Source organism: Streptomyces sp. NPDC093600 (assembly GCF_044764755.1).
GTDB lineage: Bacteria > Actinomycetota > Actinomycetes > Streptomycetales > Streptomycetaceae > Streptomyces.
Map to the genome: position 1 here is coordinate 41,798 of NZ_JBIWIU010000002.1, position 18,982 is coordinate 60,779.

Consider the following 18,982-nt stretch of genomic DNA (forward strand, 5'->3'; position numbering starts at 1 on the left):
CGCCCCATGACCGAGTGGGACATCAAGAAGCTCCAGATCCTCCGTACCCTCCGTGATCGCGGCACCGTCACCGCGACCGCGGAGGCTCTGCTCATGACCCCCTCGGCCGTCTCCCAGCAGCTGACCAACCTCGCCAGGCAACTCGGCGTCCAGCTCCTGGAGGCACAGGGCCGCCGGGTCCGGCTCACCGACGCCGCCCATCTGGTGCTCCGGCACGCGGAGGCCGTCTTCGCCCAACTCGAGCGGGCTGACGCCGAACTCGACGGGTATCTGCGCGGTGAGGCGGGCGAGGTGCGGGTCGCGGCGTTCTCCACGGCCGTGCCCGCGCTCGTCGTCCCCGCCGTCCAGCAGCTTCGGACCGCCCACCCCGGGCTCGGCGTCCGCGTCCGCGAGGCCGAGGCGGCGGAGGCGTACGAACTGCTCACCGCGGGCGAGGTCGACCTGGCACTCTCGCTCGCCGCCCACGCCCCCTCCGTACGCGACCCCAAGTTCAGCCGCGTCCCCCTGCTCGCCGACCCGCTCGACGTCGCCCTGCCCAGCGGGCACGCGCTCGCCGGCGCACCCGGGCTGCGGCTCGCGGACCTCTCCGCCGAGCCCTGGATCTTCGGCGGCTCCGGCCCCTGGTCCGAGATCACCACCGCCGCCTGCGAGGCCGCCGGCTTCGTGCCCGAGCAGGCCCACAGCGCGGCGGGCTGGACCGCGATCCTCGCCATGGTCGAGGCCGGCATGGGGATCGCCCTCGTGCCCCGCATGGCCTCCGCCGAACGGCGCGCGGGCGTCGTGATGCGCGTCCTCTCCGCCGACCAGCCGCGCCGCCATGTCGTCGCGGCGGTACGGCGCGGGGCGGAGGAGGGCCCCGCCGTCGCCCGGGTCCTCACGGCGCTCCGGCAGGCCGCGGCAGCGCGCGAGACCGTTCAGTAGAACTGAAAACGTCCATCGAAAACATTCGATGGACCTGAGGGCTCCCGGCGCGGGAAGGTCGGGGCATGACCTTCCAGACGAGCCAGGACCAGGATCCGCACGCCAACGACGCCGCCCCCTACGGCGGCGGCGACCCGTACGCCGACTACCGCACCGGTGACTTCCCCTTCACCGAGCTGGTCGACCTGGCCGACCGCCGTCTCGGCGCCGGTGTCGTCGCCGCCAACGACGAGTTCTTCGCCGAGCGGGAGAACCTCCTCGTCCGCGAGCGCGCCGTCTTCGACCCGGAGCACTTCGGTCACAAGGGCAAGATCATGGACGGCTGGGAGACCCGCCGCCGCCGTGGCGCCGACGCCGAGAACGTCTTCCCCGCCCCCGAGGACCACGACTGGGCGATCGTCCGCCTCGGCGCCCCCGGCGTCATCCGGGGCATCGTCGTCGACACCGCCCACTTCCGCGGCAACTACCCCCAGCGCGTCTCCGTCCAGGCCACGGCCGTCGAAGGCTCGCCCAGCCCCGAGCAGCTCCTCGCCGACGACGTGAAGTGGGAGGAGATCGTCCCGCCCACCCCCGTCCGCGGCCACGCCGCCAACGGCTTCGCGATCGACAGCGAACGACGCTGGACCCACATCCGCCTCTGCCAGCACCCCGACGGCGGCATCGCCCGGCTCCGGGTCCACGGCGAGGTCGTGCCCGACCCCGAGTGGCTGGAGCTGCTCGGCACCCTCGACCTTGTCTCCGTACTCAACGGCGGGGTGTACGAGGACGCGTCGGACAGGTTCTACTCCTCACCGACCCAGATCATCCTGCCCGGCACCTCCCGCAAGATGGACGACGGCTGGGAGAACCGCCGCCGCCGGGTCCGCGGCACCAACGACTGGGTCCGCTTCCGGCTCGCCGCCCAGGGCGCCGTGCGCGCCGTCGAGATCGACACCGCCTACCTCAAGGGCAACTCGGCCGGCTGGATCGCCCTCCAAGGCCGCGACGGCGAGGCCGGCGAATGGTTCGAGATCATCCCCCGGACCAGGCTCCAGCCCGACACGTTGCACCGCTTCAAGCTCCCGGCCCAGGCCGTCGTCACCCATGTCCGCCTCGACGCCTTCCCCGACGGGGGCGTGGCCCGCATGCGGCTCCACGGCACCCTCACGGAGCAGGGCGCGGCCGACCTGCGCCGCCGCCACCAGCAGCTGAGCGGCTGACACCGGTTTCCGCCCGGCGGCGCGGCCGCGTGCCGACGCCCGCCCGCCGGGCGGACCTCAAGCCCACCGAAGGCACACCGAGAGCACACCGACAGGGGCGCCCCGCGGGGGAGGGCGCCCCTGTCGGCGTCTTCACCAGTCCCTAGCGAGCCGCGGCCGCGTCCGCCGCCTGGGCCTTCAGGGCGCGTTCCACGCCCGCGCGGCACTCCGTCACCAGCCGGCGCAGCGCCGGGGACGGGTCGTTCGCCTCGATCCACGCGTCGGTGGCGTCCAGGGTCTCCCGCGATACCTGGATCGTCGGGTAGAGGCCCACCACGATCTGCTGGACCATCTCGTGGCTGCGGGTCTCCGAGACGCCCTTGATGGAGGCGAAGTACTTCACCGTGTACGGCGCCAGCAGCTCGCGCTGGTCGGTCTGGACGAAGCCGCCGATCACCGCCTCCTGCACGGCGTTCGCCAGCTTGTCGGACTCCACGACCGACGCCCACGCCTCGGCCTTCGCCGCCTCCGTCGGACGGGCCGCCCGGGCGGTCGCCGCGTGGCGCTCGCCCGCCGCCGTCCTGTCGCGCGCCAGCTCGCCGGCGATCTCGGGCTCGTCGTACACCCCGGCCGCCGCGAGCCGCTGCACGAACACCCAGCGCAGCTCCGTGTCGACGGCCAGGCCCTCGATCGTCTCCCGGCCCTCCAGAAGACCGGCGAGCAGGTCGAGCTGCTGCGGCGTGCGGGCGGTCGCCGCGAACGCCCGCGCCCAGGCCAGCTGGTGGTCGCTGCCCGGCTCGGCCGCGCGCAGATGCGCCAGCGTCGCCTCGGTCCACCGGTTCAGGCCCGTCTCGCGCCACTCCGGCGCCGCGTACAGGTCCAGGGCCGCCTTCGTCTGCCCCTGGAGCGACTGGACGACGCCGATGTCGCTCTCCTTGCCGATGCCGGAGAGCACCAGCTCCAGGTAGTCGCGCGTGGCGAGTTCGCCGTCGCGGGTCATGTCCCAGGCCGAGGCCCAGCACAGGGCGCGCGGCAGCGACTCGGTGAAGTCCCCGAGGTGCGCGGTGACGTTCTTCAGCGACACCTCGTCGAGCCGGACCTTGGCGTACGACAGGTCGTCGTCGTTGAGCAGCACGACCGCCGGTCGGGCCTTGCCCGCCAGCTGCGGCACGGAGGTCAGCTCGGTGGCGGTGACGTCCAGCTCGACCCGCTCCGTACGGACCAGCTTGCCGGCCTCGTCCAGGTCGTAGAAGCCGATCGCGATCCGGTGCGGACGCAGGATCGACTCGCCCTTGGCGCCGGCGGGAAGCGCGGGCGCCTCCTGCCTGACCGCGAACGAGGTGATGACACCGGAGGCGTCCGTCTCGATCTCCGGGCGCAGGATGTTGATGCCGGCCGTCTCCAGCCACGCCTTCGACCAGGCCTTGAGGTCACGGCCGGAGGTCTTCTCCAGCGCGCCCAGCAGATCCGACAGGCGCGTGTTGCCGAAGGCGTGCGCCTTGAAGTACGCCTGCACGCCCTTGAAGAACTCGTCCTCACCGACGTACGCGACCAGCTGCTTCAGCACGCTGGCGCCCTTGGCGTACGTGATGCCGTCGAAGTTGACGAGCACGTCCTCCAGATCGTTGATCTCGGCCATGATCGGGTGCGTGGAGGGCAGCTGGTCCTGGCGGTACGCCCAGGTCTTCTCCGCGTTGGCGAAGGTGGTCCAGGCGTTCGGCCAGCGGGTGCCCGGCACCGAGGCCTGGCAGGCGACCGAGGTGTAGGTGGCGAACGACTCGTTCAGCCACAGGTCGTTCCACCACTCCATGGTGACCAGGTCGCCGAACCACATGTGCGCGAGCTCGTGCAGGATCGTCTCGGCCCGGCGCTCGTACGCCGCGTCCGTCACCTTCGAGCGGAAGACGTACTGGTCGCGGATGGTGACCGCGCCCGCGTTCTCCATCGCGCCCGCGTTGAACTCGGGCACGAAGAGCTGGTCGTACTTGGCGAAGGGGTAGTCGTACGCGAACTTCTCCTGGAACCAGTCGAAGCCCTGGCGCGTGACGTCGAAGATGTGGTCCGAGTCGAGGTACTCGGCCAGCGACGGGCGGCAGTAGATGCCCAGCGGGACCGTCTGCCCGTCCTTCTCGTAGGAGGAGTGCACCGAGTGGTACGGGCCGACGATCAGCGCGGTGATGTACGTCGAGATGCGCGGGGTCGGCTCGAAGACCCAGAGGTCGTCCTTGGGCTCTGGCGTCGGCGAGTTCGAGATCACCGTCCAGCCGCTCGGCGCCTTCACGGTGAACTGGAAGGTCGCCTTCAGGTCCGGCTGCTCGAAGGCCGCGAAGACCCGGCGGGCGTCCGGCACCTCGAACTGCGTGTACAGATAGGCCTGGTCGTCGACCGGGTCGACGAACCGGTGCAGGCCCTCACCGGTGTTGGTGTACGCGCAGTCGGCGACGACGTGCAGTTCGTTCGCGCCCTGGTGGAGATGGGCCAGTTTGATCCGCGAGTCCCGGAAGACGGCGGCCACGTCGAGCTCGCGGCCGTTCAGCACGACCTCGTGCACGGCGGGGGCGACGAGGTCGATGAAGGTCTCGGCGCCGGCCTCGGCGCAGTCGAAGCGGACGGTGGTGACGGACCGGTAGATGCCGCCCTCCTGCGCACCGGACAGGTCCAGTGCGACCTCGTACGCGTCCACGGTCAGCAGCTTCGCCCGCTGCCGCGCCTCTTCACGGGTCAGGTTTGTGCCAGGCACCCGGTCAACTCCTCGGTTTCGTGACGTTTGGCCCATCCTTCCACGGCGTACTCACCGGCGCACCGAGCATTTCCAGGGCCCGTCCCCGCTGATGCGCAGCAGTGCCGGCCCGGACACGGGAGCGCTGACCCGGACCTGCCCGACCTCCTTGACCAGGAGCTCCTGGTCCTCGGCGTCGTAGGCGGGCTCGGCGGGCGGGGTGTGCTGGTGGACGGTGAAGTCGGACCGGCCGTGGTGGACGAAGTCGAGGACGGCCGGCGGCCCGTCGTAGACGACGAGATCGTGCGCGACGCCCTCGATGCGGCCGTCGAAACGGCGTGCGTGGGTGAGCGGCAGGACCCGCAGGTTCCAGGGGGTGTCGGCCTCGACCCGCAGGGTCAGGGGCCGGCCGCGGGGGACGACGGCGACGGTGCGCGCCCGGACGTCGTCCTCGTACGCGGTGAGCAGGAACTCCGCGGCGCGGCCGTGCTCGTCGCAGGACTCGATGGTGGTGGAGATCGAGTGGGAGGTCTGGATCTCCAGGAGCGCCCAGCCGGGCGGGATGGCGGGGTCGCAGCGCACGGTCTCCTTGCCGCGGCCCTGGTGGGTGGAGGGGCGGAAGGGGACGGAGAAGGGATCGACGGGGGCGGCGGGCACGGCGGGCGGGTCGTCACCGGCGGCCGGGGGAGGGGGCGGGACGTAGCCGGGGCCGGGGAGGGGTTCCGGCGGGGCCTCCACCACGATGCCGAAGTCCGTCACCAGGCCCGCGAGCCCCGACACGTACCCCTGGCCCACGGCGCGGAACCTCCAGCCGCCGTCCCGGCGGAGGAACTCGCCGAAGAGGAACGCCGTCTCCGTCGTCGCGCCGCCGAGGGCGAAGTACGCGGCCGGGGCGCCCGCCGTGTCCGTGACCCGGATGTCCAGGGCCGGCACCTGGCCGAAGACGCCGCCGTCGGCGGAGGCGGCGATCAGGATCCGCTCGACGGACGGCTCCACCCGCGCGAGATCCAGCCACAGCCAGTCCGCGGCCGGGGAGCCCGGCTCCCCGGGCGCGGACCTGCCCAGGTGCCGTACGGCGCCCGAGGCGTGCTTGCCGTGGTTGTAGAAGACGAGGTCGGTGTCACCCCGCACCCGTCCGCCCGCGTCGAGCAGCAGGGCCGAGATGTCCACGTCGGGCACTCCGGGCCCGGTCCGCCAGGCGACCGCGACCTGGAGGGCCCGCTCCGGCACCGGGATGTCGGCGCCCTTCGGTAAGTGGGTCATGGTCGGATCCTGCCACCCGGCGGAGGGTATTCGAACGCGTTGTCCGAATTCCGCCGGAGGCAGGTTCCAGGCCGGTCGGCCAGGTTCCGGGCCGGTCGGCCGCGAGGAGGATCAGGCGCCCTTGAGCTCCTGGGCCACCAGCTCCGCGATCTGCACCGCGTTCAGGGCGGCCCCCTTGCGCAGGTTGTCGTTGGAGAGGAAGAGCGCGAGACCGTTCTCCACCGTCTCGTCCACGCGGATCCGGCCGACGTACGACGCGTCCTTGCCGGCCGCCTGGAGCGGGGTGGGGATCTCGGAGAGCTCGACGCCCTCGGCGTCCTTGAGCAGCTCGTACGCGCGCTCGACGCTGATCGGGCGGTCGAAGCGGGCGTTCACCTGGAGGGAGTGGCCGGAGAAGACCGGGACCCGGACGCAGGTGCCGGAGACCTTGAGCTCCGGGATCTCCAGGATCTTGCGGGACTCGTTGCGGAGCTTCTGCTCCTCGTCGGTCTCGAAGGTGCCGTCGTCGACGATCGAGCCGGCCAGCGGGACGACGTTGAAGGCGATCGGACGCTTGTAGACGGCGGGCTCGGGGAACTCGACGGCCTCGCCGTCGAAGGCCAGCTGGTCGGCGTTCTCCGCCACGGCGCACGCCTGCGTGCGCAGCTCGGCCACGCCCGCCACACCCGAGCCGGAGACGGCCTGGTAGGTGGTGGCGACGAGCGCGGTCAGGCCGGCCTCCTGGTGGAGCGGCTTGAGGACCGGCATCGCGGCCATCGTGGTGCAGTTCGGGTTGGCGATGATCCCCTTGGGGCGGTCCTTGATCGCGTGCGGGTTGACCTCGGAGACCACCAGCGGCACCTCGGGGTCGCGCCGCCAGGCGGAGGAGTTGTCGATCACCACGGCACCCTGGGAGGCGACCTTCTCCGCGAGCGCCTTGGAGGTGGCGCCGCCGGCGGAGAACAGCACGATGTCCAGGCCGGTGTAGTCGGCGGTGGAGGCGTCCTCGACCGTCACCCCGTCGAGGACCGTGCCCGCGGAGCGGGCGGAGGCGAAGAGCCGCAGCTCGTCGACCGGGAAGTTGCGCTCGGTCAGGATCTTGCGCATGACTGTGCCGACCTGACCGGTGGCTCCGACGATTCCGACCTTCACGGGGACTCCTCCGTACGTTTGTGCAGGGTGCTGCCGGTCCATGATGCGTATGGCACCGGGCGCCTTGTCCAATCCATTGTCCAAGGGTCGGGACATAGGAAGGGCGGGCGCCGGTTCCGGCGCCCGCCCCCTACCCGCTCAGCGGGTGTTCACCGCTGGTGCGGCGTGTGTCACGTCGTGGCCTGGGCGACCACGGCGTGACCTAGACGATCACGGCGTGACCTTGCCGATCACGACGCTGCCGGAGCCCGCGACCGTGCCGCGCGCGTTCAGCAGCTGGACCTCGCCGAAGAACTGCCGGCCCTCGGGCGCGGCACCGGCGACCAGCACCTCGGCGCCGACCTGGGCGCTCGCGCCGTTGGCCAGCGTCACCGGCTTCGACGCGTCGACCCGGACGCTGCCGAGCGAGGACGAGTAGTACACGTCCTTGTAGTCGAAGGTCGTGCCGCCCTCGGCCTGCACCGAGTAGCCGTCGATCACGATGGTGTAGGTACCGGCGGCCGGCTTGACCAGCGAGACGGCCTCCTCCGAGTCGCCGTCCGCGGCCTGGCCCACCTGCTTGCCGTCGAGCAGGACCGTCAGGTCCAGGTCGGCGGCCTTGTCCGAGGTGTTGCCGATCACGACATCGAGCCGCTCGACACCCTCACCGATGGTGACGGTCTTCGTCTGCTGCTCGTGGTGCTTGATGGTCGGGGTCTCGACCTTGGCCGAGCCGAGCGAGCCACCCTTCAGCGCGCCGTTGATCGCGGCGAACTTGTTGGTGACCTTCCACTCGACCGGCGCCGGGGTCCCGACCTTCGCCTCGGCGACGGTCTGCACCGCCGGGTCGAAGGCGGCGCCGAGCACCTGGACGTCCAGCTTGAACGGGTTGTCCAGGTCGGGCGAGGTGCGGCGCGACTCGACCTCGATCTCCCAGACGCCCGGCGTCGGGTTGGCGTACGAACGCAGGTCCGGACGGCAGGTGTTGGCCGGGTTGTAGTGCGGGTAGCACGCGGTGGACGCGGTGGACTCGATCGCCACGCCGTACGGGTGGATCGCGATGAACCGGGTCTGGCTCTTGTCCTTGAGACCGCCGAGGGCGACCTCCAGGGACTTGGCGCCCGCCGGGACGGTCACGAAGTACGACTTGTGGCTGTTGCGCTGCACCGAGCCGGTGGCGGAGGCGCCGAAGCCGGGTGCGACCAGGTCGTTCGCGACGACGACGGTCGACAGGATCTGCTTGTCGACGCCCTCGGTGCGCTCGTCGTCGGCCTCCAGGATCACGCTGTGCACACCGGCCGTGGTGGGCCGGGCCTGGACCTTGACGGTGACCGGCTTGTTCAGCGGCAGGTCGACCTCGTCGTCGCCGAGGATCCGGAAGGTGCCGTCGTTGTACTTCAGGTCCAGCTCGTGCTCGATGGTCCGGTTCGGGCCGCTCGTGCGCGTGATGGTGACGTCGTAGACCTTCTTCTGGCCGACCTTGAGGCCGCCCTCACGGTCGTACACACCGGTGCCGGTGCGCGGGGCCGGGAAGATCGTCGTGTCGACCGGGGCCTGGACCTTGTAGTCGTGCGCCGTGGCGCCGTCCTCGATCGACTCCCAGGCCTCGTTGATGTCGATCAGGCCGGAGCCCTGCTCGTGGGCCGCGACACCGGAGATCCGCTTGGCGGTCGAGGTGAGCGCCGTGCGCAGGGTGAGCGGGGAGAGCTCCACGCCCTTCTGCTTCGCGGCGGAGAGCAGCAGCGCGCTCGCGCCCGCGACCTGCGGGGAGGACATCGAGGTGCCGTTGAGCATCCCGTAACCGGCGGGCAGCGTGTAGCCGGCCTCGGCCACGCCCGAGCCCGCCTGCCAGGTCGGGATGGTGTTCACGGCCGAACCGGGACCGGAGATGGTCGGGGTGAAGCCGCCGTCCTCACGCGGGCCGCGCGAGGAGAAGGGGAACATGGCGTACTTCTTCTCGACGGCCGAGCCGTAGTTGGCGGCCCAGGTCTCCTTGGAGATGGCCGCGCCGACCGAGATGACCTTGTCGGCCAGGCCGGGGTCGCCGATCGTGTTGATGCCCGGGCCGGAGTTGCCGGCCGAGATGACCAGCTGGACACCGTGCTCGTCGATCAGACGGGTGTAGAGGCGGGCGCGGACGTTGTCGCCGTCGTTCTGCGCGGGCAGGCCGCCGATCGACATGTTGACGATGTCGACGCCGCGGTTGACGACGAGGTCCGTCATGCCCTCCATGAGGGCGGTGTTGGTGCAGCCGCCGGTCCAGGTGCAGGCGCGCGAGGAGACGAGCTTCGCGCCGGGCGCGGCGCCGTTCATCCTGCCGCCGAACAGGCCGTGGGCGGCGGTGATGCCGGCGACGTGCGTGCCGTGGGAGGACTCGACGATGCCGATGTTGACGAAGTCCCGCTTCTGGCCCACCCAGCTGCCGCCGAGCGGGTCCATCGCGACGTCCTTGCGGATCTCCACGACGAACGGGGTGCGCTCGACGACCTCGGTGGCCGGGTTGTCGGTACCGAAGTAGCCGATCTGGTACCCGTCCTTGTACGGCTTCATCGGCGCGTTGTCCGTGAAGTCGTTGTTCTGGTCGGAGTCCACGCGGACGGTCCCGGCGGCCGGGTCGTACAGCATGCCGAAGACGTCGGTCTTGTCGCCGTCGCGGTTGATGTCACCGGCCGGGTCGCCGCCCGCGGTGATCGACTCGCTGAAGCGGCTCCACTGGTACGAGCCCTCGGGGGCCTTCCAGCTCTGGCTCGCGGCGGTGAAGACGGGGCCCGCGACCGGGGTGACCTGGGCACGCCAGGTGGCGTCGCCCTCGGTCAGCGGGTCGGTGGCGGTGACCCAGTCGACGATCTTGCGCTCGCCGGTGGTGGTCTTCTGCAGGGCCGGGTGGCCGAGGTCGACACCGGAGTCGAGGATGCCGATGGTCACACCGCGGCCGTCGGCCTTGGGGTGCTCCTCGACGAACTCCACGGCGCCGGTCTCGTGGGCCGGGTTGTACGGGTTCTTCGCCGGGGTCTTCTTGCCGGGGGCCGGGTACGTCGAGGTGACGGTCGTGCCCTCGACGGAGCCCGCGACACCCGCGTCCGGGGTGGGGTCGTCCAGCTTGATCTCGGCCTGGAGGTCGATCGACTGGACGGAGGAGAGCTTGGCGGCCGCCTGGATGGCGGCCTCCGCCTTGGCGGTGGGGACGGTGGCGCGGACGTAGCCGAGCCCGTCCTCCCGCTTGCCGACCGAGGCGCCCTGGACGGCGTCGAGCTGGCCGGCGACCTGCTCGGTGGCGCCGGGGGCGGTGGCGACGAGGAGGGTGACGTTCTTCTCGCCGGTGGCCTCGGCCTCGGAGAGGCGCTGCGCGTCGGTCGCGCCGAGCTTGTCGGCGGAGTCGGAGGACTTGACCGGCGGAGTGGCCGCCGGGTCATCGGCGGCCAGGACCGGGGCGGCACCGGCCGCGATGAGCGCGGTCACGAGTCCGGCGGCGGCGGCGATGCGTGCCGCGCGTCTGTGCCCGGGGGCCGAGCGCCCGGGTATGGAGCTCTGAGTTTCGGGGGTGGTCATTTACATCCCTGGTGGTGAAAGAGAGGGTCCGGATTTCGGTACCGGATGACCGCTCAGCCTTTCGTAAGTGACAGGGGTTTGGGGAGAGTCCAGCGGTGGCGGGATGCGCGTGTGGCGCACATCCGCCACTGCGGGACATGCGCCACGAGGGATGAATCGTCCTCAACCGGGGCGAGCCGAAGGGCTCGGGCGGGGGGACCGGTTGTCTGCGGGGGGACTAGTTGTCTTTTGTACGGGCATAGTGCCGCGAGGCCTTGGCCCGGTTGCCGCAGACGGCCATGGAGCACCAGCGCCGGGTCCCGTTCCGCGAGGTGTCGAAGAAGTGCAGGACGCACGCCTCGTGGGCGCAGGCCCGGATCCGGTCGGGCGCCGTGCGCAGCAGGTCGAGGTAGTCCCGGGCGGCGGTCCAGCCGGGCCCCCAGGCGGCGTCCTCGAACTCGGCCTCCTCGCCCGGCCCCTCCGGGGTGAGGGTGGCCCGGATCCGGCCGTGCCCCAGAACCGCGTCGACGCGGGCGACGGCGGCCGGGTCGCCGGGCCGGTCCACGAGGCCGGCGAGTGCGTCACGGGCGGCGAGGGTGTGGCGGAGGGTGGCCGCGTCGGCGGCGAAGCGGTCGTCCAGCCCGTTGGCGGCGAGCCAGACGGCGAGGCCGTCGGTGCCGGTGAGCAGGTCCTGGCCGGTGCCGTCCTCGTTCCAGCGGGTGTTGAGCAGATCGAGGGAGACGGGCTCGCCGGTGAGCGGCCGGGGGTCGGAAACGGTCATGGCGGACGCCCTCCTCGTCGTGCTAACCCTTCAAGTTTACGTGACCGGTTGACGCTCCCGGCGGCTAACCCCTAAAGTCCCATTCAGCGGTTAGCCCGCCTCGGGCCGGCCATCGACGAAAAGGGGACCGCCATGTCGGCGATCGGAACGCTGCGCACCGGCCACGTCGGGCTCAACGTGACGGACCTGGAGCGCTCGATCGGCTTCTACGCCGACGTCCTCGGCTTCGAGGTGCTGCGGGAGGGCAAGGAGGAGGGCAGGCGGTACGCCTTCCTCGGTCAGGACGGACAGCTCGTCGTGACGCTCTGGGAGCAGGCGGAGGGTGCGTACGACCGCGGCCGCGCGGGCCTGCACCACCTCGCCTTCGAGGCCGAGTCGATCGAACGGGTCGCGGCGGCCGAGGCGGAACTGAAGGCGCGTGGCGCCTCGTTCGCGTACGAGGGCGTGGTCGCCCACGCCGAGGGCGCGGCGTCCGGCGGCATCTTCTTCCACGACCCGGACGGCACCCGTCTGGAGATCTACGCGCGCAAGGGCGCGGAGGGCGCGACGGCGCCGAACGAGACGGCCCCCACCTGCGGATTCTTCTGACCAACCACGGCGGCACCTGTCACCCGCACCACCCCGCCCGGACCGGGAAGGACCCCTCGAAGGACATGGACCCCTACAACTCCGGCGCCCTCGCCGTACAGGACCGCGTAGGCGTCCGCGACCGCGCCGCCCACGCCGCCCGCTCCATCCGCGACGGCGTCCCCACCATCGCCGCCGCGTTCCTCGGACAGCAGCCGATGCTGGTGATCGGCGCGGCGGACGGCGCCGGGCGGGTCTGGAGCTCGCTGCTCACCGGTGAGCCCGGTTTCGTGCGGGCGACCGGCCCGCACACCATCTCCGTGGCGGCCGCCCTCCCCGAGGGCACCGCCGCCGGAACCCCCGTCGGCACGATCGCCCTCGACCCGCGCACCCGCCGCCGGATGCGCCTGAACGGCATCGCCCGCCCCAGCCGGCGCGGGTTCGTCGTCGAGGCGGACCAGGTCTTCTCCAACTGCCCGAAGTACCTCCAGAAGCGGGACCTGTACGCACCCGACCTCACCACCCCCGCCGGTGCCGAGCGGCGCGGCGGGGCGCTCACCCCCGACCAGGAGCGGTTCGTCCGCGCCGCAGACACCTTCTTCGTCGCGACCGTCGCCCCGGACGGCGCGGACGCCAGCCACCGGGGCGGCAACCCCGGCTTCGTCCGGGTCGACTCGCCGACCGAGCTGAGCTGGCCGGACTACCCCGGCAACGCGATGTTCCTGACCCTCGGCAACCTGGAGGGCGACGACCGGGCCGGCCTGCTCTTCCTGGACTGGAGCACCGGCACGACGCTCCGGCTGACCGGCGTCGCCCACACCCAGTACGGCCCCGACGGCCGGCGCACCCGCTTCCGTATCGCCCAGGCGGTCGAGACCCCGTCCGCCAGCCCCCTGCGCTGGTCCGCCCCCGTCTACTCCCCGGCCAACCCGCCCCTGACCCAGGACCCTCTGACCCAGGACCCTTCATGACGACCGCCCCGGCCCCGGCGCCCGTCCCCGCCCGACCGCCCGCACGGCCCCGCCCCCAGGTCGTGGCCCTGGCCACCGCCGTCAGCGTCGTCGCCCTGCTCGTGCTCGTCGCCGTCGGCGCCGTCCTCCACGAGCCCCTGCTCATCCCGCCGCTCGCGGCGAGCATGGCACTCGTGGCCGGCGCGCCCGATCTGCCGCTCTCCCAGCCGCGCTCCGTCGTCGGCGGGCAACTGCTCTCCGCGCTCACCGGCTTCGCCGTCCTCGCCGTCGCCGGGCCGGGGGTCTGGGGCGGCGCCGTCGCCGGAGGGCTCGCGCTCGGCGTGATGATGATGGCGCGCACCCCGCACTCGCCCGCCGCCGCGACCGCCGTGATCGTCACCGTCGAGAATCCGCCGTTCCTCGCCTTCCTCGGACTGCTCGCCCTGGCCGGCCTCCTCCTCGTCGCCGTCGGCCTGGCCGGCGCCCGCGCCACCGGGCGCGCGTATCCGGCGTACTGGTTCTAATCTCTGCGCATGAAGACGGAGTTGAGGGTGGCGGCCTACGCCGTATGCGTACGCGACGACGAGATACTGCTCGCCCGCTGGGTGGCCGGCGACGGCACCAAGAAGTGGACGCTGCCCGGCGGCGGCATGGACCACGGCGAGGAACCGGTCCGAACCGTCGTCCGCGAGGTCGAGGAGGAGACCGGGTACCTCACCGAACCCACGGCCCTGCTCGGCATCGACTCGATCCGCCGCTCCTGGCTGCGCCGGCTCGGCGTCCCCGGCGACTTCCAGGGGCTGCGGATCATCTACGAGGCCCGCGTCACCGGCGGCTCCCTGCGCAACGAGGTCAACGGCTCCACCGATCTCGCCGCCTGGCATCCCCTCGCCGCCGTCCCCGGCCTCGCACGCGTCGAACTGGTCGACATCGGCCTTGAGTTGTGGCGCGAACGCCCCCCGGTCGGCCGCTCCCGGCGCGCCGATCCCGCGAACGGCTGATTTCCGCTCAACCGTTCGGGCCCCGCTCAACCGTCACCGCCCGTACCGCGGTCCCCTCCCGTGACCGCAGTACGCACGACAGGGGAGCCCGCGCATGCCGGCCGTACGCACCATGAACCGCACCATGACCCGCACCGTTCTCGCAGCCACCGCCGTGGCCGCGCTCACCGCCACCGCCCTCGCCGCGCCCGCCGCCGCGGCGACGGCGCCCACCGCGCCGAAGAAGCAGGACCACCACGCCACCCAGCAGGCCCTCGACGCGGCGGTCGAGGCGGGCGTTCCCGGAGCCGTCGCGCAGGCACGCACCGGCCGCGCCGGCTGGACCGGGACCGCGGGCGAGCGCCGTGGCAAGGACCACTACCGCGTCGGCTCCATCACCAAGACCTTCGTCGCCACCGTCCTCCTGCAGCTCCAGGCCGAAGGCCGCCTCGACCTCGACGACCCCGTCGAGAAGTGGCTGCCCGGCATGGTCCGGGGCAACGGCCACGACGGCCGGAAGATCACCGTCCGCCAGCTCCTCAACCACACCAGCGGCGTCTACAGCTTCACCTCGGACCCGGGATTCCAGGAGAAGGTCTTCGGGCCCGCGTTCCTGGAGCACCGCTACGACACCTGGACCCCGGAGCGGATCGTCGCCGTCGCGATGACGCACGAGCCGGACTTCGCCCCCGGCACCGGCTGGAACTACTCCAACACCAACTACGTTCTGGCCGGCCTGGTGATCGAGAAGGCCACCGGCCGTCCGTACGGCAAGGAGATCGAGCGCCGGATCATCAAGCCGCTGAAGCTGCGTGCCACCAGCGTCCCCGGCACCGACGTGACGATGCCGAAGCCGAGCTCACGGGCGTACTCGAAGCTCTCCCTCGATCCGAACGCCACCCGGGTCCACGACGTGACCGAGCTGAACCCGTCCCTCGCCCACGCGGCGGGCGAGATGATCTCCAACTCCAGTGATCTGCAGACGTTCTACCGGGCCCTGCTCAAGGGCAAGCTCCTGCCGAAGGCGGAACAGCGGGAGCTGACCGACACGGTCGCCACCGACCCGAGCGCTCCCGAGCTCCGTTACGGCCTCGGGCTCATGCAGGTCAAGCTGAGCTGCGGCAAGGAGGTCTGGGGCCACGGCGGCGGCATCCACGGTTCCTCCTCGCAGGCCGTCACCACCCGGGACGGCGAGCACACGCTCGCCATGAACTTCAACGCCGACTGGGCCGGCGAGAGCCACACCGTCGTCGAGGCCGAGTTCTGCGGCACGGTGCCGAAGAAGTAACCGCTACCGGGGGAGGACGACGACGTAGGCGGCGGGCTGCCGGTGCGTAGCGGCCATCAGGGCCGTGCGGACCACCGTGGCCTGCTGGTCCATCGCCTCGCGCAGCTTGCGCGGGGTGATGTGGACGACCGTGATGCCGAGCCGCTCCAGATGCTCGCGCTTACGGGTGTACTCGGACCACAGCGCGTCGTCGTCCTGTCTCGGCGCCCGGGTGTCCAGCTCCACCGCCACCGCCTGGTCCGGCCAGTAGGCGTCGAGGCCGCCGAGATGCGGGCCGCCCGGCAGCCGCAGATCGACGTTCCACATCGGGTCGGGCAGGGCGAACTCCCGCACCATCTCGTAGAGCCGTTCCTCGGCGATGGCCCGGCCCTCGGCGAGCAGCGAGTCGACGGCGTCCACCACATGCGGCCGGTTCAGCAGCCGCTCGCGGCTCAGCTCGCGTACCACCACGCCGGGTTCGCAGTGACCGGCGCGTACGGCCTCGGTGAGCAGCCGGCGCACCACGCCCGCGTCGCTGAGCGCCGAGACCGCGTCGGCCAGGGCCCGGGCGACCGGCGCGACGGGCACCCCGCCGATCTCCAGCGGCTCGGGGAGGTCCTGGGCGCGCACGACCCGCACCCGGCCGGTGGACCGCAGTCGGCGGGTGCGGGGCACCAGCACGTCGATCCGGTCGAGCGAGAGCAGCGGGGGAGCGGAGGCGAAGCGGTGCAGGACGAGCGCGGCGAGGCCGGTGACCATCGCCTCGGCACTCTGGGCCGGCACACCGCCGCGACGTCGGGTGTACTGGAGCGCCTCCTGGATCCGGTCGTCGCCGGTGCGGGGGAGGGGGCGGGGGGTGATGGGGGTGTTGTGGTTCATGCGGAAGGTCTTCCGCCGCCCGCGCTTCAGCTAACCGCTGTTACAAAGCCGTAGACATTCAGGGACAAGCTCGTCCTAAAGTACGCACGTTCGACTGCCGATCAGTCCCGGCACTCGCGAGTCCGGACCTGGGCCGCCATGGATCGGCCCCGGCCACGAGCCGAGCTCGTCGCCGGGGCCGATCCGCCGACCGGGCAGGCCTTAGGTCGTGTCCGGAAAGTCTCGCCTGGTGTGCGGCGCCCTCCCTACGCCGCCGCGCGATCGCACGCCTGGGCGCGCAGCGCCCGCGCCAGGTCGTCCCGTGACTCCAGGACCAGCCGGCGCAGCGCCGGCGGGGCCGACGCGTGCGCGGAGAGCCACGCGTCCGTCGCCGCCAGCGTCTCCTCGCTGTCCTGCAGGCCGGGGAACAGACCCCGCACCACGTCCATCGCGATCTGGATCGACCGGTCCGCCCACAGCCGTTCGATCACCGCGAAGTACTTCTCCGCGTACGGCGCGATCAGCTCGCGCTGCGAGGGCTGGACGAACCCCGCGATCGTCGCCTCCACCAGCGCGTTCGACAGCGCGTCCGACTCGACGACCTGCGCCCACGCCTGCGCCTTGACGGCGGCGGAGGGCCGGGCCGCCAGGCAGCGGACCTGGTGGCGCTTGCCCGTGGCGGTGTCGTCCCGGGCCAGCTCCGCGTCGATCCGCGCCTCGTCCGCACGGCCGTGCGCGGCCAGCGGTGCCAGGAACGACCAGCGCAGCTCCTGGTCGACGTCCAGCCCGTCGATCTTCGCCGTGCCGTCGAGGAGCCCCTCCAGGAGCTGGAAGTCGGCGTCCGACGAGGAGACCGCCGCGAAGAACCGCGCCCAGGTCAGCTGGTGTTCACTGCCCGGCTCGGCCAGCCGCAGCTCGCGCAGCCCGCCCTCCGCGAGCAGCCGGCCGCCCTCCTCGCGCCACTCCACCGCCGCGTAGTGCGTGACCGCCGCCTGCGTCCAGGCGTGCACCATCTGCAGCACACCGATGTCCGTCTCGCGGCCCGCGAACTCCAGCACCACCGCCACGAAGTCCCGGGCCGGCATCAGACCGTCCCGCGTCAGGTTCCACAGCGCCGACCAGCACAGCGCGCGCGCCAGCGGGTCGGTGATGTCGCCCAGATGCGCCCGGAGCGTGGTCAGCGACCGCTCGTCGAAGCGGATCTTGCAGTACGTGAGGTCGTCGTCGTTGACGAGGACGAGGTCCGGCCGCTCGGCGCCCGCCAGTTCGGCGACGACGGTCCGAGCCCCGGTGACGTCCGCCTCGGCCCGCGCGTACCGCACCAGTTCACCCGCGACCGACAGCCGGTAGAGACCCACGGCGGCCCGGTGCGGGCGCAGCTCGTCGCCGTCCTGGACGACGGCCAGCTCGGTGATCCGGCCCTCCGCGTCGTACGTCACCACCGGCGTCAGCGCGTTGACGCCGGAGGTCTGCAGCCAGGAGCGGGACCACGCCTTCATGTCACGGCCGGAGGTCTCCTCCAGTACGGACAGCAGATCGGCGAGGCGCGTGTTGCCGTACGCGTGCCGCTTGAAGTAGCGCCGCGCGCCCTCCAGGAACGCGTCCCGTCCGGCGTACGCCACCAGCTGCTTGAGGACGGACGCGCCCTTGGCGTACGTGATGCCGTCGAAGTTCAGCTTGGCGTCCTCCAGATCACGGATGTCGGCCGTGATCGGGTGCGTGGAGGGCAGCTGGTCGGCGCGGTAGGCCCACGCCTTGCGGTTGTTGGCGAAGGTCACCCAGCTGTTGGTGAAGCGGGTCGCCTCCGCCAGCGAGAACGAGCCCATGAAGTCGGCGAAGGACTCCTTCAGCCACAGGTCGTCCCACCACACCATGGTGACCAGGTCGCCGAACCACATGTGCGCCATCTCGTGCAGGATGACGTTCGCCCGGCGCTCGTACGCTGCCTGCGTCACCTTGCCGCGGTAGATGTACTCCTCGCGGAAGGTCACCATGCCGGGGTTCTCCATCGCGCCGAGGTTGTACTCGGGGACGAAGGCCTGGTCGTACTTCCCGAAGGGGTACGGGTAGTCGAAGTTGTCGTGGAAGAAGTCGAAGCCCTGCTTGGTGATCAGGAAGACGTCGTCCGCGTCGAAGTGCTTCGCGAGCCCCTTGCGGCACATCGCGCCGAGCGGGATCTCCAGCTCGGTCCCGTCGTCCAGCGTGCGCTTGTACGTGTCGGTGACGTAGTGGTACGGCCCCGCGACGACACAGGTGATGTACGTCGAGATGGGCGCCGTCTCCGCGAAGCGCCACACACCGTCCGCGCCCCGCTCGCCCACACCGTTCGACCAGACGGTCCAGCCCTCGGGCGCCGTCACCTCGAAGCGGTACGGAGCCTTGAGGTCCGGTTGCTCGAAGTTGGCGTGAACGCGCCGGGCGTCAGCCGGTTCGTACTGCGTGTAGAGGTAGACCTCGTCGTCCTCCGGGTCGACGAAGCGGTGCATGCCCTCGCCGGTCCGGCTGTAGGCGCACTGGGCGTCCACCACCAGAACGTTCTCGTCCGCCAGCCCGTCCAGCGCGATCCGCGAGCCGTCGAAGACGACGGCCGGGTCCAGCGCGCGGCCGTTCAGCTCCACCGAGTTCACGGCCGGGGCGATCAGGTCGACGAAGGTGGCCGAGCCCGTGCCCGTACGGCGGAAGCGGATCGTGGTCACCGAGCGGAAGGTGCGCACGCCCTCCCCGGACTCGCCGACCGCGGAGCGCAGATCGAGGGCGACCTGGTACCCGTCGACGGTCAGCAGCTCGGCCCGCTCGCGGGCCTCGTCGCGGGACAGATTCTCTCCGGGCACGGTCACTCCTTCGTGGCTCGTTGGAAACA

At 71.7% G+C, this 18,982-nt stretch carries 14 protein-coding genes; 7 read left to right on the forward strand and 7 right to left on the reverse strand.

The annotated features are described in order from the left end of the window. Positions 1-6: 6 nt before the first annotated feature. Both ACIRB4_RS05840 and alc read left to right on the forward strand, forming a co-directional pair. Positions 7-921: a LysR family transcriptional regulator gene (locus ACIRB4_RS05840; RefSeq protein WP_403288721.1), complete on the forward strand. Its 915-nt coding sequence runs from the start codon at positions 7-9 to the stop codon at positions 919-921. Positions 922-986: 65 nt separating this feature from the next. Beyond that, positions 987-2,120, forward strand: a complete 1,134-nt coding sequence (gene alc, locus ACIRB4_RS05845) for an allantoicase (RefSeq protein WP_403288722.1) — start codon at positions 987-989, stop codon at positions 2,118-2,120. Positions 2,121-2,262: 142 nt separating this feature from the next. Here the strand turns inward: alc and pepN (ACIRB4_RS05850) are convergent, their stop codons facing one another. The 5 genes from pepN (ACIRB4_RS05850) to ACIRB4_RS05870 form a co-directional block, all read right to left on the reverse strand. Continuing rightward, the gene (pepN, locus tag ACIRB4_RS05850; RefSeq protein WP_403288723.1) at positions 2,263-4,839 is read right to left on the reverse strand and encodes an aminopeptidase N; all 2,577 of its coding nucleotides are present in this window, start codon (positions 4,837-4,839) and stop codon (positions 2,263-2,265) included. A gap of 51 nt (positions 4,840-4,890) precedes the next feature. Further along, positions 4,891-6,081, reverse strand: coding sequence for a TerD family protein (locus ACIRB4_RS05855; protein WP_403288725.1), 1,191 nt, complete (start codon positions 6,079-6,081; stop codon positions 4,891-4,893). A 111-nt stretch (positions 6,082-6,192) separates the two neighbouring features. Then, positions 6,193-7,212 (reverse strand): aspartate-semialdehyde dehydrogenase, encoded by a 1,020-nt coding sequence (locus ACIRB4_RS05860; protein WP_403288726.1) that lies wholly within the window; start codon positions 7,210-7,212, stop codon positions 6,193-6,195. A 210-nt stretch (positions 7,213-7,422) separates the two neighbouring features. Next, positions 7,423-10,740, reverse strand: a complete 3,318-nt coding sequence (locus tag ACIRB4_RS05865; RefSeq protein ID WP_403288728.1) for a S8 family serine peptidase — start codon at positions 10,738-10,740, stop codon at positions 7,423-7,425. A 217-nt stretch (positions 10,741-10,957) separates the two neighbouring features. After that, the gene (locus ACIRB4_RS05870; protein WP_403288729.1) at positions 10,958-11,500 is read right to left on the reverse strand and encodes a CGNR zinc finger domain-containing protein; all 543 of its coding nucleotides are present in this window, start codon (positions 11,498-11,500) and stop codon (positions 10,958-10,960) included. A 132-nt stretch (positions 11,501-11,632) separates the two neighbouring features. On the opposite strand from ACIRB4_RS05870, the gene ACIRB4_RS05875 reads away from it, so the two are divergent. The 5 genes from ACIRB4_RS05875 (at position 11,633) to ACIRB4_RS05895 (ending at position 15,285) form a co-directional block, all read left to right on the forward strand. Next, positions 11,633-12,088 carry a VOC family protein gene (locus ACIRB4_RS05875; protein WP_403288731.1) on the forward strand — a complete coding sequence of 152 codons (456 nt, stop codon included), beginning with the start codon at positions 11,633-11,635 and terminating at the stop codon, positions 12,086-12,088. Between the two features lie 65 nt (positions 12,089-12,153). After that, the gene (locus tag ACIRB4_RS05880) at positions 12,154-13,038 is read left to right on the forward strand and encodes a pyridoxamine 5'-phosphate oxidase family protein (RefSeq protein ID WP_403288733.1); all 885 of its coding nucleotides are present in this window, start codon (positions 12,154-12,156) and stop codon (positions 13,036-13,038) included. Beyond that, a complete protein-coding gene (locus tag ACIRB4_RS05885) occupies positions 13,035-13,541 on the forward strand; it encodes an HPP family protein (protein WP_403288734.1) in 507 nt (168 codons plus the stop codon). Before ACIRB4_RS05880 ends, ACIRB4_RS05885 begins: the two co-directional genes overlap by 4 nt. 9 nt (positions 13,542-13,550) lie before the next feature. Continuing rightward, positions 13,551-14,018 (forward strand): NUDIX hydrolase, encoded by a 468-nt coding sequence (locus ACIRB4_RS05890; RefSeq protein ID WP_403288735.1) that lies wholly within the window; start codon positions 13,551-13,553, stop codon positions 14,016-14,018. A gap of 94 nt (positions 14,019-14,112) precedes the next feature. After that, positions 14,113-15,285 (forward strand): serine hydrolase domain-containing protein, encoded by a 1,173-nt coding sequence (locus ACIRB4_RS05895; RefSeq protein ID WP_403288736.1) that lies wholly within the window; start codon positions 14,113-14,115, stop codon positions 15,283-15,285. Between the two features lie 3 nt (positions 15,286-15,288). Here the strand turns inward: ACIRB4_RS05895 and ACIRB4_RS05900 are convergent, their stop codons facing one another. Both ACIRB4_RS05900 and pepN (ACIRB4_RS05905) read right to left on the reverse strand, forming a co-directional pair. Further along, on the reverse strand, positions 15,289-16,143 hold the full coding sequence (locus ACIRB4_RS05900; protein WP_403288737.1) for a hypothetical protein: 855 nt from the start codon (positions 16,141-16,143) through the stop codon (positions 15,289-15,291). 245 nt (positions 16,144-16,388) lie between these two features. Further along, the gene (pepN, locus tag ACIRB4_RS05905) at positions 16,389-18,953 is read right to left on the reverse strand and encodes an aminopeptidase N (RefSeq protein ID WP_403288739.1); all 2,565 of its coding nucleotides are present in this window, start codon (positions 18,951-18,953) and stop codon (positions 16,389-16,391) included. Between the last annotated feature and the right edge of the window lie 29 nt (positions 18,954-18,982).